The organism is Phenylobacterium ferrooxidans (genome assembly GCF_042714595.1).
In the GTDB taxonomy this organism is placed as follows: Bacteria; Pseudomonadota; Alphaproteobacteria; order Caulobacterales; family Caulobacteraceae; genus Phenylobacterium; species Phenylobacterium ferrooxidans.
The window spans coordinates 74,278-87,737 of sequence record NZ_JAOTJD010000017.1; the positions used below are offsets into that span (position 1 = coordinate 74,278).

Sequence of the window (13,460 nt, forward strand, 5' to 3'; positions counted from 1 at the left end):
TTGAGAGAAGCTCATGCATCCTCGGAGCCTCTGTTCAGGGCTTGCCGGTCTCGGTCTCGCGAAGCGCGAGAACCTCGATGTTTTCAAGGGTGACGAGACCGATATCGGGGATCTCCGAGAGGGAAGCGATGAAGTCCCTGAGCCTCGATTCTTCGTCGACAATTTCGATGATCACCGACTGGTCGTCGTCCAGGACGTGTCGCGTGTGCAGCTGCGCCTTGCGGCCGAACCCGAGCAGCGCCATCAGCACGGTCGCGCCGGCCAGTTTCGCCTCCCGGGCGCGGCTGGCGATCACCTCGAAGACCTTGCGGTCGCCGAAGTAGGCCCCCTCGTCGGTGTAGATCCTCAGTAGTTTGGTCTGTCCGCTCATGGCGGTGTCCTCCTCAATTGAGCGGCGTCCCGGCGCGGTGTGGCGCGCCGGGACGCCAGATGGGCTATTCGGCGGGCGCCAGACTGGGCGTCGCCTCCCCCTTGGGCCGCAGGCGAGCGGCGAGACCCAGCACGACCTGGGTGATGGCCGGCAGCACCAGCAGAGTGAGCGCGGTCGACGTGATCAGTCCGCCGATCACCACCATGGCGAGCGGCTTCTGCACCTCGGCGCCCGTGCCGTGCGCCAGCGCCATCGGGATGAAGCCGATGGCGGGCACGAGGCCGGTCATCACCACGGGACGCACCTTTTCCATCGCGCCATCGACGATCGCCTGGGTCAGCGCCATCCCATCTTCGAGACGCTGGCGGATGGCGCTCATGACGACGAGGCCGTTGAGCACGGCGACGCCGGCGAGCACGATGAAGCCCACCGCCGCGGACACCGAGAAGTTGATCCCCGTCAATAGCAGGGCGAATACGCCGCCCGCCAGTCCGAGGGGGACCGCGACGAAGACCGCAATCGCGGGCCCAAATCCGCCGAGGCCCAGATAGAGCAGTGCGAAGATCGCCAGGAAGCAGATCGGCACCACGATGGCCAGGCGCTGGGATGCAGCCTGCAGGTTCTGGAACTGGCCCCCCCATTCGATGAAGGTGCCCGGCGGCAGGGCCACCGCATCGACCTTTGGCATCGCCTCGGTGACGAAAGAGCCGACGTCACGCCCACGCACGTTGGACTGGACGACGACGCGGCGCTTGCCGTTCTCACGGCTGACTTGGTTGAGGCCATCGGTGTAACGGAATTGCGCCAGCTGGCTGAGCGGCACCGATCCACGCGGCTGACCGCTCTCCTCAGGCAGCATCACCGGCAGCGCGCCCAACGCATCCAGATCGTTACGGGTGGACTGCGGCACACGGACGACCACGTCGAAACGACGGTCGCCCTCAAACAGCAGGCCAGCCTCGCGCCCCGCCATGGCAGCGGCGACCGTATCGGCCACCTCTTCGACGGTGAGGCCGTAGCGCCCGATCGCGGCGCGATCGAACCGCACGTCGAGGGTTGGCGCGCCACTGACCTGCTCCACCTTCACGTCGGCCGCCCCCGGCGTGGACCGAAGCGCCGCCGCGATTCGCGCGCCGGTCGCCGCCATCTTGTCGAGATCGTCACCGTAGATCTTCACGGCCACGTCACCCCGCACACCGCCGATCAACTCGTTGAAGCGAAGCTCGATGGGCTGACTGGTTTCGTAGTTTTGGCCGTAGAGCGCCTTGGTCTTAGCCTCGATCCGGGCGATCACGTCCTCTTTGGTCTTGACGTCTTTCGGCCACTGCTTCTGGTCCTTCAGGATCACAAAACCGTCCGAGATGTTCGGCGGCATTGGGTCGGTGGCGACCTCGGCCGTGCCTGTTTTCGAGAACATGTAATCGACTTCCGGCAGGCTCTTGATGGCCGCCTCCACCCCGCGCTGCATGCGCAGGGACTGTTCGAGCGACGTCGAGGGAATGCGCGACGAGGCGACGGCCAGGTTCTTCTCGTCGAGCTGCGGGATGAACTCCTGGCCAAGGAAGGTGAAGGCGACACCGCCCACCGCGGCGACCGCGACGGCCGCCCCGATGAAGGGCCAGGGTCTGGCCACTGCGCGGTGAAGCACCGGCTCATAGCGAGACTTGATCTTGGCGATGGCCCAGACCTCCTTCTCGGCCACCTTGCCGCGGATAAGCAGGGCGACCATGGCCGGGACGAAGGTCAGCGACAGGATGAAGGCCGCCGCCAGCGCGAGCATCAAGGTGATGGCCATGGGTGAGAAGGTCTTGCCCTCGACCCCGGTGAAGGTCAGCAACGGGGCGAAGACCAGGAAGATGATGGCCTGGCCATAGACGGTCGGGCGGATCATCTCCTGCGAGGCCAACATGGTCTCTTCCAGCCGCTCGCGAAGATTGAGCAATCGGCCTTCATGATGCTGTCGCTCGGCCAGGCGCCGGAGGCAGTTCTCGATGATGATCACGGCGCCATCGACGATCAGGCCGAAGTCGAGCGCGCCCAGGCTCATGAGATTGCCCGAGACCCCGAGGGTGTTCATGCCGATGGCCGTCATCAGGAAGGAGATCGGGATGATCAGCACCGCGATGAGCGCGGCGCGCACATTGCCCAGCAGGAAGAACAGCGCGATCGCCACCAGCACGGCGCCTTCGAACAGGTTGCGCTGGACCGTGGCGATGGTGGCGTTGACCAGTTTGGAGCGGTCGAGGGTGGGGGTCACCTTGATCCCCACCGGCAGTGACTTCTCGATGGTCTGCAGTTTCTCGCCCACCGCCTTAGCCACGGTGCGGCTGTTCTCGCCGATCAGCATCAAGGTGGTGCCGACCACCACCTCGTGGCCGTTCATGCTGGCGGCGCCGGTGCGCAATTCCCCGCCGAGGCGGACGGTGGCCACGTCGCGGATGCGGACAGGAACGCCCCCGCGAGTGGCAATGACTGCGTCTGCGATCTCGTTGACCGAGCGGATCCGGGCGTCGGCCCGGACCAGATAGGCTTCGCCGGCGCGTTCGAGGAAGTTGGCGCCGACCGAAAGGTTGGCGGCTTCCAGGGATTTCGCCAGTTCGGAGAAGGACACCCCATAGGCGCTGAGCTTCACCGGATCGGGTTCGACAAGGTACTGCTTCTCGAAGCCGCCGATGGAATCGACCCCGGCAACGCCCTGAACGGTGCGCAACTGCGGGCTGATGATCCAGGCTTGGACGGTGCGCAGGTAAGCCGCCCGCGACACCTCGTCGGTGAGCCGCTCGCCCTCCGGTGTCAGGAAACTGCCGTCAGACTGCCAACCGGGCTGGCCATTGCGGATCGTCGCGCCCTTGCCGCCCGGATTGGCGTAGTCGACCGTGTACATGAAGACTTCGCCGAGCCCGGTCGTGACCGGGCCGATCTGCGGCTGCACCCCCTCCGGCAGGCTGTCGCGGGCCTGAGAGATGCGTTCGCTCACCTGCTGGCGCGCGAAATAGAGGTCGGTGCTCTCCTTGAAGACGACCGTCACTTGGGAGAAGCCGTTGCGCGACACCGAGCGCGTGCTTTCCAGCCCGGGGATGCCGGCCATCGCCGTCTCCACCGGGAAGGTGACGCGCTTCTCGATCTCCACCGGCGAGAGCCCCGGATCGATGGTGTTGATCTGCACCTGCTTGTTGGTGATGTCGGGCACCGCGTCGATCGGCAGCTTTGCGAGCTGCCAGACGCCGAACGCCGAGACGATCGCGATGATGAAGATGATCGCCCAGCGCGCCCGGACGGATAGGGCCATTAAACTCGCGATCATGACCTAGTGCTCCTCGCCTTCGCCTTTGCCGAGCTCGGCCTTGAGTAGGAAGGCGTTGCGCGCGGCGATCGCCTGGCCGGCGGTCAGGCCGCTGACGATCTCCGCGCGGCCGGCCCCTCGCTGGCCGACGGTGACTGCCCGCGCCTGGAAGCCCTTGGCGGTGCGGACGAAGACCACGTCGCGGCCCTCGACCGTTTGGATGGCCTCGTCGGGCACCACAATGATTGTCGAGGCGACGGCCGCGCGGGGGATTATGCGGGCGCGAATGGATTGACCGGGCTGAAGTCCCGCGGGCGGGATGTCGAGCACGGCGGTGGCGGTGCGGGTCTCCTGGCTCAGCCCAGGCGTGATCGAGCGCACGCGAGCTTCGATGGTCCGCCCATCAGCGGTCTCGACCACGGCGCGATCACCTGGGGCGATCCGCGGGGCGTCGGCCCCGCTGACCGAGGCCTCGACCTGGATTAGGCGCGGGTCGGCGATACGGAAGAGTTCGGTCTCGGGCTGGACGAAGGCGCCGAGGCTGACCGATGAGGCCGTAACTCGTCCGGAGATCGGGCTCGCCACCACGACCCCGCGACCATCTGCGGTGACATTGGCCGCGCCCGCCGCCACCTGCGCGCGCCTGGCCTCGGCGTTGGCGGCGGCGGCTTCGGCCTGGGCCTGCTCATAATCCTGCCGCGCGGATACCCGCTGCTCGAACAGTCGCCGTTCGCGGGCCAAGGACTTTTGCGCCAGGGCCGCTCTAGCCCCTGCGACAGTCCGGTCCGCCGCGATCTGGGCCGCATCGCGACTTTCCACAACAGCCAACGCCTCGCCCACCCTGACGGGGTCGCCGAGACGCTTATAGATCCGTGTGACAGCCCCGGCGGCGCGGGCTGTCAGGATGGCTTGACCGCTCGGCGACGCGTTGACCGTACCCTGGGCGAGGATCTCGCCTGTGAACCCCCCCACCGACACCGGCTGGACGAGAATACCTGTCGCCCTGATGGCGTCAGGGCTCATCTCGACGGCATCAGCTTCACCGGGCGCGTGCTCAGGCTCCTCTACAGCGACCGGCGCCGCCGGTTTGTCTCCGCCGGTCAGCTTCGCGATGCCGAAGCCTCCCAGGCCGGCGACCAGCACGATGGCGGCCGCCGCGCCGTAGAGGCGCGTCTTGTCTTGTCTCATCGGGGATCTCCGAACGGGGTGGCGCCGGCGAGACGCGCGAGGCCCGCCTGGGCGCTCAGGCGTTCCACGGCGGCGTTGATGGTCTGGGCGCGCGCCTCGGCGAGCGCCCGTTGGGCGTTGAGCAGTTCGACGAGGTCGAGCTTGCCGCCCTCGTAGCCGAGGCGGGTGAGATGGTGGGCTTCCTCCGCCGTGCGTTCAGCTTCACGCGACGCCAGCAGGCGGGCTTCGGCGGCGCTGAGGCGGGCTGACCCCGAGCGCGCGGCGGCCTCCGCCTCAAGGCGCGCGGCGTTCAATCTGGCCTCCGCGCCGCTCAGTTCCGCCTGGGCGGCGCTGATATTGCCGCGGTTGCGGTCGAATATCGGGAATGGGATCGAGACCCCCGCCACCAGGGCGGTCGCATCATCGCCTTCGAAACGGCGGAAGCCGACGGACGCCGTGACGTCGGGGATCGCCCGGACACGCTCGACGCGGATGCGCCGGGCGGCCGCCTCGCGTTCGGCTTGCGCCGCCAGGTAAGCGGGGCTGTTCAGAGCGTCGAGCGCTGTCGCCGGGAAGGCCTGATCAGCGCCGGCCAGCAAGCTGACGGGGATGGAGGTGATCGGCGCGGGGGCGCCGACGAGGGCGGTCAGGTTGGAGAACGCCGTAGCGCGCGCGGCGCGAGCCTCTTCGATGGCTGCCCGCGCAGCCTGCAAGGCGGCCAACGCCTGGACGCGGCGCAGGTCGGCCTCGCGGCCCGCTTCCACCAGGGCCGTCGCTATTCGGGAGTCCTCCTGCGCAAAGCCGGCGGACTCATTGGCCAGTTGCAGACGCCGGTCCGAGGCCTCGGCCTCGGCGTAGGCGGCAGCCAGGTCGAAGGCATACTCCCCCTGGATGCGAACCGCTCGCGCCCGGGCCGCCCGAAGATCGGCCTGGCCTACAGCGATGCGCGCGGAGCGCTTGCCCCCGAGTTCGATGGTCTGCCCGATCGAGGCGGTCGTCTCCGCCAGATCGATGCCCTTGAAAGGGCCTGAGCCCGAGAAATTCTCGACCTCGACGCCAAGGGTGGGATTGGGGATGGCGCGAGCCTGCCGGGCCAGGCCTTCGGCTCGAGCAATCTCGGCCCGCGCTTCCGCCAAGCGCGGGGCGCTCGCCTGAGCCTGCGTCAAGAGTTCTCGAAAGGGAGGCGCCGGATCGGCCGCCGCGCCACGTCCCGACGCTAGCGCGCCTAGGATCGTAGCAGCGCTCGCGGCTACGAAATGCAGCCGTCGTCGCATGATGAATGGCATGGAAGTGGAGTTTCCTTGAGTTTCGGATGCGATGTCTCACGCCGCTCAGCGACGCGCGTGGCCGCATCAAACTCGCGGTGGTCTCTCCAGGCGGGTCGGCCGCGATGCTACCCACCACTGGTCGTTGAACACCTGCCACACCGCACGAGAGACGAACGGAATGGCAGATTGGACAACCAGAGCCGGCAGGTTGAAGGCGTGCGCCGCGCAGTGCCCCGTGCAGAGGGCCTGCACCCCGCCCATTTCGGGGGTTCCTTGCTGACCTGGGGCCTCGGCCACTTGAGGACGTTCGGCAATGAGCTGTACGCTGGCCGATGAATTTCTTTCGAGCCACTGGTGCGCCGCTGGGCCACACACCACTGAGACAAAGACTACGCTAAACACCATGAACGCCGTCAGCAGTGTTCGAGCTTCCAGGGTGAAGGATCGGAGCGCAGCCGTGCCAGCTCCGCGCTGGACGGACGTCGAAACGGAACCGCTCCGGACATGTAAACGTCCGGCGCAGGCGATCATGCCGAAAGGCTGATTTCGGATCGCCGTCCCAATCATGCCGGGCTCTATACCTGCCCCTGGGGACGATGGGAATGTGTTACATACTCACGCGCCACAAGCGACGCCTTGGCTTGGCTCAATTCTCGCCGCGCTTGGTCGGTGATCTGCCAAGCCGACCGCATAAAGACCGCGGCGAGCGCGACGCCGACCACCAGGTCCGGCCAGCGAGAGTGGGTGACGCTGACGGCCACGCCTGTTGCGGCTACCGCCAGGCATTGGATCAGGTCGTTGCGTGTGCAGAGCCAAACCGATCGCACATTCGCGTCACCATCACGGTAGCGCGATAGCAGTAGCGCCGCGCCCAGGTTAGCCGCAGCGCCTAAGAGACCGAGCCCTGAGATCGCCGCCCCGTCCGGCTGCGCCCCGGTGGTCGCTCTCCAGACGGCGAACCCCAGTATCCCGGCCGCCATCAGGCCCAGGCTCGCGCCCTTGACAAAGGCGGCGCCGGTCCGCACCCGGACGCTCTGGCCGATCGCCCATAGACTGAGGGCGTAAGTGGCCGCGTCGGCGGCGAAATCCAAGGTGTTGGCGGCGAGCGAAGCGGAGTTCGCCCACCAACTGCCGACGGCCACCACGACAAAGCCGACGATGTTGATCGCGATAACGGCCGCAAGGACGCGCTTGTAGCGGGGCGTCGCGCCGTCGAAGACGACTGTGTCGCCGCAGCCGCATCCCGCGGCCGGCTTGGTGTCTGGGGCGGAACAGCTCGACATTGCGCGACCTTGCATCCTCTAGTCGGTGGAGGATCAAGCGCTTATTGATTCGAGCGCGAGGATGACGAACATGATGAGCATGCCCATCGGGCGATTGGCCAAGAGCGCCGACGTCAAGGTCACCACTATCCGGTTCTATGAGCAGATCGGGCTCTTGCCTGAGCCGACCCGGACCCATAGCGACCGCCGCGTCTATGACGAGGCCGCCGTCCGACGGCTCGCATTCATCAAGCACGCGCGCCAGCTCGGTTTCTCGGTCGATGCCATCCGCGATCTACTCGACCTGGCGGATCACCCAGAACGCGCGTGCGACTCAGCCAACACCATTGCGCAGGACCAGCTGCAGGCGGTGGACGCCAAAATCGCACAGCTTGAGGCACTGCGGGTCGAGTTGGGACGCATGGTCTCCTCGCAATGCAGCGGCCCGGCAGCCGAGTGCCGCGTAATAGAGTCGCTCAGCAACCACGGCCTCTGCGTCCAGGACCACGCGCCAGCTGACCGTATGTCGTTCTAGCCGCCTGATAAGCGCCGGTCAGGCCGCGTATCGGCTGCCCTTTCCGAAAGCCCCGAAGAAACTTGGACATATAAAACGCACGTTACGCACCTTTTATATACAAAAAGCACTTGACCCGAGACGGGCCGAGTCTCAATCGTGGGGGTAGCCCGGCATTCGCGGGCGTTCGGCATCAGGAAGCCCCCTCACGATGAATCTGATCCGAAATGTCTCGTCCGCGCCGCTTCGCTTCGGTCGCGCCGCTCAATCCGCGATGCTCGCCGCCGGCGTCGGCCTGCTTCTGGCCACCCCCGCTTGGGCGGCTGGCGGCGGCACCGCCATGCCATGGGAGGGACCGCTCACCACGGTGATGCAGTCGCTCTCCGGTCCCGTCGCCAAGGCGATCGGCATCATCGCCATTGTCCTGACTGGGCTTGGCTTCGCCTTCGCCGAAGGTGGTTCGGCCATGCGAAAGGGCATCGGCATCGTCTTCGGGCTGGCCATCGCCTTCACCGCCACGACCTTCGTCAGCACCTTCTTCAACCTCACCGCCGGAGCGGCGTTCTGAGGTGGCACAGTCCGAAATCGAGGGCTTCGAGATCGCCTTCCACAGCTCCCTTTCGGAGCCTGTGACGATCGCAGGCGTTCCTCGAATGATCGCCGTGCTCAACGGCACTCTGACAGCGGTCCTGGCGCTGGGCCTCCAGGTCCCCCTGATCGGCTTGCCCGTCGGCCTGGCCATCCACGGCGCCTGCTACTGGCTCAACAAGCGGGACCCCTACTTCTTCGACGCCCTCGGGCGGCACATCCGCCAGCGGCCCTACCTGGACGCCTGACGACCGGCGCGCCCGTCGTCGGCGGGCGACCGAACCCTATCCAGCGCCCAGGCACCTTCGACGCCTGATCCGGCCCAACCGCAGAGGACAGCCCATGCTCTACCTGCGCGAATACCGTCCCAAGGCTGATCGCCTGTTCGATCATTTGCCGTGGGTGGCGCTGATCGGTCCGGGCCTGATCCTCAACAAGGATGGCAGCTTTCAGAAGACCCTGGCCTTTCGGGGTCCCGATCTGGCCAGCTCGACGGACGCCAGCCTGGTCGCCACCCGCGCCCAGCTGAACAACGCCCTTCGCCGCCTGGGATCGCGATGGTGCCTGCATATCGAGGCACTACGGGCGGCGTCGCAGGACTATCCGGCCAGCCAGTTTCCTGATCCGGTCTCCGACCTAGTCGACGAAGAGCGCCGCGAGGCGTTCGAGGGGCACGAGCGGCACTTCGAGAGCCGCTATTTCCTTACCTTCACCTATCTTCCGCCCGAGGAGGCGGTCAGCACCGCCGAGAGCCTGCTGCTGGAGAACGCGCCTTCAGGGCGCGGCGCGGCCGGCATGTACCGCGCGGCCCTAAGCGATTTCCTCAGCACGGTGCGCCAGATCGCCGACATCCTGACCGCGATCATGCCGGAGGTTCACGAACTCTCCGACGACGAGACGCTCACCTATCTGCATGGCTGCATCTCCACCAAGCGCCACTACGTCAAGGCGCCGGAGACCCCGGCCTATCTCGACGCCTTCCTGACGGACGACGATTTCCAGGGCGGCCTGCTGCCGCGCCTGGGCGGCAGCTATGTGCGGACCATCTCGGTGCGTGCCTATCCGGCGACCTCCTCGCCGGGCCTGCTGGACCGCCTGAACGAGCTGGGCATCAGCTACCGCTGGGTGTGCCGCTTCCTGCCCCTCGACAAGGAAGACGCTCGCAAGGCGGTGACCACGGTCCGCAAACGCTGGTTCGCCAAGCGCAAGGGGGTCATGGCGCTGCTGAAGGAGGCCATCACCCGGGAGCCCTCGGTCCTGGAGGATCCCGACGCCGCGGCCAAGTCGATGGACGCCGATGCGGCGCTGGCCATCCTCGGCGGCGACTACGCCTCGATCGGCTATTTCACGCCGACGGTGACCTTGATGGACACCGATCCCGACCGCCTAGCCGACCGGGTCCGCGAGGTCGAAAGCGCCATCAACCGGGTCGGCTTCGTCTGCAAGGTCGAGGACGTCAACGCCGTCGAGGCCTGGATCGGCAGCTTGCCCGGCCAGGCCTACGCCGATCTGCGCCGGCCCCTCGTCTCGTCGCTGAACCTTTGCGACATGATGCCGATGTCGGCCATCTGGCCTGGCCCGACGCGCAATGAACACCTCGGCTCCGAGTGCGCCAAGCGCGGCCACCCCGGCGCCCAGCCGCCTTTGATGTTCACCCGCACGGCCGGGACCACGCCGTTCCGGTTCGATCTGCATCAGGGCGACGTCGGCCACACGATGATCGTCGGCCCCACGGGCGCCGGCAAATCTGTGCTGCTGAACGCCATCGCGGTGCAGTGGCTCCGCTATCCCGAGGCGCAGGTCTTCTTCTTCGACAAGGGCGCCAGCTCGCGCGCCGCCACCCTGCTGACCGGCGGCCAGTTCTACGCCCTGGGCAGCGAGGAAAGTGAGCTCGCCTTCCAGCCTTTGGCCGACATCGACACCGCCGATGATCGGTCGTGGACCCAGGAGTGGGTGCAGGATCTCGTAGCGGCCGAGGGCGTGGAGATCACCCCTCAGGTCAAGGAAGAGATCTGGAGCGGTCTGCGTAATCTCGCCGCCGGCCCTCGCGACCAGCGGACCCTGACCCTGCTGGCGGCGACCATTCAGGACCACAGCGTCAAGGCGGCGGTCAAGCCGTTCACCTTGAGCGGACCCTACGGGCATCTCCTCGACGCCAGCCAGAACACGCTCAAGGCGGGCACCTGGCAGACCTTCGAGATGGCCGAGCTGATGGGCAACAAGTCCGCCCTGGCCCCCGTCCTGACCTACATTTTCCGCACCCTCGAGAAGCGGTTCGACGGTCGGCCGACCCTGCTCATTCTTGACGAGGCCTGGCTGTTCCTCGACCAGGGCTCGTTCGCGGCGAAGATCCGCGAGTGGCTGAAGACCCTTCGGAAGTTCAACGTCGCGGTCGTGTTCGCCACGCAGAGCCTGGCTGACATCGCCCGGTCCTCGATCGCACCGGCGCTGATCGAGAGCTGCCCGACCCGGGTTTTCCTGCCCAATCCGGACGCCCAGACACCGCAGATCGCCGAGCTCTACCAAAGCTTCGGGCTAAATCCCCAGCAGATCCGGATCATCGCCAACGCCACGCCCAAGCGCGAATATTACTACCAGTCGATGTCGGGCAACCGGCTGTTCGAGCTGGGCCTCGGTCCCTTCTCCCTCGCGGTCGTGGGATCCTCGTCGCCTGGCGATCAGCAGCTTATGACCCGGTTGCTGGCCGAGCATGGCGCCGCGCAATTCCGCGAACGGTTCTTTGCCGCCAAGGGCCAGGCGGCCGTGGCCAGCTACCTTGCCGCCCAGCGTGACGCCGCCCATCCGAAGGTGGCGTGATGGATGGTCGGGTCGTCTCGGATGCTGACGGCGGCCCTGACCTTGGGCCGGAGCCCTCGCCGCTTAGCGCGCGTGATCTCGCGCAGCTCGCCTGGCTCGCCCGGCGCCTTCCCATGGCTTGGATCGCCAGCCGACGCCGGCGGCGCCTGCTTTTCCTGGCGCTCGCCGCTCCGGGGTTCTTCGCCGTGTTTGGCACGACCCTGCACCACAACTTCTACCTGATGCTGGCCGGCTTCGTTTTCTTTGCCGCTGCGGTGATCTTCCGGCTGCGGACCGAGCCCCTGTTCGAGCGGGCGACCGCGGCGGGCCTCTGGCCCCTCCCCCACTCTGCCATCCCCCAGCGAAGGACACTAACCATGCGTAAGTTGTTGTCGACGACGGCCGCGATCGCGGCCTTGGCGATGGGGATGTCCGCCGGGACGCCCCCGCCCGCGCGTGCGCAGATGACGGTCATCGATCCGGCCGCCATCGCCCAGATGACCTCCCAGGTCGCCAACAGCCTGCGCCAGATCGAGCAGCTCCAGTCTCAGATCACCAACCAGGTGGCGATGCTGCAGAAGCTGGGGACCGACGTCACCCAGCCGCTGACGCAGATCAATCAGCAGGCCACCCAGCTGCTCCAGCAAGCCCAGGCCATCGGCTACAACAGCCAGAACATCGCCCAGAAGTTCCAGCAGCTCTACCCGTCGGACATGAGCGGCGAGAGCTTCGCTCAGATCCGTCAGAGACTCGCCAGCTGGGAGAGCAACAGCCGCCTGACCATGCAGGATTCGATGGCGGCCCAGAACCAACTGGTCCGGTCGCAGGCGACGACTGCCGGGGCCGTGAACAGTGCGGTCGCCGCGTCGCAGGGCGCCGCCGGCCAGACGGCCGCCGTTCAGGCCACGAACCAGCTTCTGGCGGCCTTGAGCACTCAGCTGCAGGGCCTGCAGACCATCCTCATCGCTCAGGCGCGCACGCAGGACACCATCCTGGCCCAGCAGCAGGCCGGCGCTATCGCCGCCCGAGCCGAGACCCAGCGCGCCACCCAGTGGACGCCTCAGGGCAGCAGCCTCTCCAAGGCAACGAGTTTCTGATGGTCATGTCCCTGAGATCTGCGGCCTCGCTCACCGCCCTGATTTGCCTTGGGCTTGCCGGCTGCAGCCGAGAGGCCGCGCAGCCATCGGCTGGTCAGAAGGCCGAGCCCGTCCCGGCGGCTGGCCGCAAGTGTCCGGACCCCAGCATCCGCGACCGAAACGATCCCTGCTCTCCCTACTACTGGAAGCCAAAAGACAGCGCCTTGAAGGACGCCAAGTCCTTCTGACCGAGGGGAAATATCCAAGGACATTTTAGCAATGGCGACAGCCGGCACATCAGCGCTCGACGAGTTCATCACTCGGTTCACGACCCAGATCGACAGCGGCTTCGGCGTCATTTCGGGCGATGTTCAGGTTGTTCTCGGCACGCTCGTCGTCATCAGCATCGTGCTCACGGCCATCATGTGGGCGGTCGATGAAACCCAGAACATCATCGCCCCGCTCGTCCGAAAAATCCTGTTGGTGGGCTTCTTCGCCTGGCTGGTGGGAAACTGGCACTCTCTGACTGTGACCGTCGTCACCGGCTTTGGTCAGCTCGGTCTCAAAGCGGGCGGCGGCGCCAGCATCGGCGACTTCATGAGCGCGCCGACCCGCGCCGTGGAAGCCGGCTTCAAAGTCTTCCTGCAGATCATCCAGTACATCGGGGAGCTTGCCTCCCAGAACGGCGGCTTCGGCGCGCTACAGCATATCGACATGATCATCGTCGCAGCGGTGGCGGCGATCGGCATCCTGCTCGCCTTCATCATCCTGGCGATCGAGGTCGCGATCACGATCATCGAGTTCCACCTCGTGACGCTCATCGCGTTCGTGACGATCCCCTTCGGAGTGCTGACACAGACCTCGTTTCTCGCCGAGCGGGCGATTGGCTACGTCGTCTCGGTCGGTCTGAAGTTCATGGCGCTCGGCGTCATTCTCGGGGTCGGCCTGAACATCTTCGAAAGTTACACCCTGTCTCCCGAGCCCACGGTCCCGGAGGAATGCGGACTGCTGCTGGCCGCGATCTTCCTGATGATGCTAGCGTTGAAGATCCCGGCCATCGCCGGCGCGCTGATCTCGGGCGGTCCCCAGCTCAACTCGGGCGGCGCTCTGATGGGCGCGGCCGGTGTGGCGGCCGG

General features: G+C 66.6%; 11 protein-coding genes. 6 read left to right on the forward strand and 5 right to left on the reverse strand.

All coding sequences use genetic code 11. The features are described from left to right. Positions 1 to 34: 34 nt before the first annotated feature. The 5 genes from OCL97_RS10655 to OCL97_RS10675 all read right to left on the reverse strand — a co-directional run bounded on the left by OCL97_RS10655 (position 35) and on the right by OCL97_RS10675 (position 7,371). Positions 35 to 370 carry a DUF190 domain-containing protein gene (locus OCL97_RS10655; RefSeq protein WP_377370005.1) on the reverse strand — a complete coding sequence of 112 codons (336 nt, stop codon included), beginning with the start codon at positions 368 to 370 and terminating at the stop codon, positions 35 to 37. A gap of 64 nt (positions 371 to 434) precedes the next feature. Then, positions 435 to 3,674 (reverse strand): efflux RND transporter permease subunit, encoded by a 3,240-nt coding sequence (locus OCL97_RS10660; RefSeq protein ID WP_377370006.1) that lies wholly within the window; start codon positions 3,672 to 3,674, stop codon positions 435 to 437. Positions 3,675 to 3,677: 3 nt separating this feature from the next. Further along, positions 3,678 to 4,841 (reverse strand): efflux RND transporter periplasmic adaptor subunit, encoded by a 1,164-nt coding sequence (locus tag OCL97_RS10665; RefSeq protein WP_377370007.1) that lies wholly within the window; start codon positions 4,839 to 4,841, stop codon positions 3,678 to 3,680. Continuing rightward, positions 4,838 to 6,106 carry a TolC family protein gene (locus tag OCL97_RS10670; RefSeq protein ID WP_377370009.1) on the reverse strand — a complete coding sequence of 423 codons (1,269 nt, stop codon included), beginning with the start codon at positions 6,104 to 6,106 and terminating at the stop codon, positions 4,838 to 4,840. The genes OCL97_RS10665 and OCL97_RS10670 overlap by 4 nt, the downstream gene beginning before the upstream one ends. Positions 6,107 to 6,663: 557 nt before the next feature. After that, positions 6,664 to 7,371 (reverse strand): cation transporter, encoded by a 708-nt coding sequence (locus tag OCL97_RS10675; protein ID WP_377370011.1) that lies wholly within the window; start codon positions 7,369 to 7,371, stop codon positions 6,664 to 6,666. Positions 7,372 to 7,441: 70 nt separating this feature from the next. Here OCL97_RS10675 and OCL97_RS10680 point away from each other — a divergent pair, with 70 nt between their 5' ends. The 6 genes from OCL97_RS10680 to trbL form a co-directional block, all read left to right on the forward strand. Then, entirely contained in the window at positions 7,442 to 7,885 is a 444-nt protein-coding gene (locus tag OCL97_RS10680) for a MerR family transcriptional regulator (protein WP_377370013.1), read from the forward strand. A 190-nt stretch (positions 7,886 to 8,075) separates the two neighbouring features. Then, complete coding sequence (locus tag OCL97_RS10685; protein WP_377370015.1) at positions 8,076 to 8,432, forward strand: TrbC/VirB2 family protein; 357 nt, start codon at positions 8,076 to 8,078, stop codon at positions 8,430 to 8,432. A gap of 1 nt (position 8,433) precedes the next feature. Next, positions 8,434 to 8,700, forward strand: a complete 267-nt coding sequence (locus OCL97_RS10690; RefSeq protein WP_377370017.1) for a VirB3 family type IV secretion system protein — start codon at positions 8,434 to 8,436, stop codon at positions 8,698 to 8,700. A gap of 94 nt (positions 8,701 to 8,794) precedes the next feature. Beyond that, on the forward strand, positions 8,795 to 11,269 hold the full coding sequence (gene trbE, locus OCL97_RS10695) for a conjugal transfer protein TrbE (protein ID WP_377370019.1): 2,475 nt from the start codon (positions 8,795 to 8,797) through the stop codon (positions 11,267 to 11,269). A 113-nt stretch (positions 11,270 to 11,382) separates the two neighbouring features. Next, on the forward strand, positions 11,383 to 12,345 hold the full coding sequence (locus tag OCL97_RS10700; protein ID WP_377370021.1) for a conjugal transfer protein TrbJ: 963 nt from the start codon (positions 11,383 to 11,385) through the stop codon (positions 12,343 to 12,345). Positions 12,346 to 12,603: 258 nt separating this feature from the next. Then, positions 12,604 to 13,460: P-type conjugative transfer protein TrbL (trbL, locus tag OCL97_RS10705; RefSeq protein WP_377370023.1), on the forward strand; the 857-nt coding region annotated here is incomplete at its 3' end.

Excerpts from the sequence above, each read along its gene's own strand:
- OCL97_RS10655 (WP_377370005.1), bottom strand. The coding sequence starts at position 370 with ATGAGCGGACAGACCAAACTACTGAGGATCTACACCGACGAGGGGGCC.
- OCL97_RS10660 (WP_377370006.1), bottom strand. The coding sequence starts at position 3,674 with ATGATCGCGAGTTTAATGGCCCTATCCGTCCGGGCGCGCTGGGCGATC.
- OCL97_RS10665 (WP_377370007.1), bottom strand. The coding sequence starts at position 4,841 with ATGAGACAAGACAAGACGCGCCTCTACGGCGCGGCGGCCGCCATCGTG.
- OCL97_RS10670 (WP_377370009.1), bottom strand. The coding sequence starts at position 6,106 with ATGCCATTCATCATGCGACGACGGCTGCATTTCGTAGCCGCGAGCGCT.
- OCL97_RS10675 (WP_377370011.1), bottom strand. The coding sequence starts at position 7,371 with ATGTCGAGCTGTTCCGCCCCAGACACCAAGCCGGCCGCGGGATGCGGC.
- OCL97_RS10680 (WP_377370013.1), top strand. The coding sequence starts at position 7,442 with ATGATGAGCATGCCCATCGGGCGATTGGCCAAGAGCGCCGACGTCAAG.
- OCL97_RS10685 (WP_377370015.1), top strand. The coding sequence starts at position 8,076 with ATGAATCTGATCCGAAATGTCTCGTCCGCGCCGCTTCGCTTCGGTCGC.
- trbE (WP_377370019.1), top strand. The coding sequence starts at position 8,795 with ATGCTCTACCTGCGCGAATACCGTCCCAAGGCTGATCGCCTGTTCGAT.
- OCL97_RS10700 (WP_377370021.1), top strand. The coding sequence starts at position 11,383 with ATGGCTTGGATCGCCAGCCGACGCCGGCGGCGCCTGCTTTTCCTGGCG.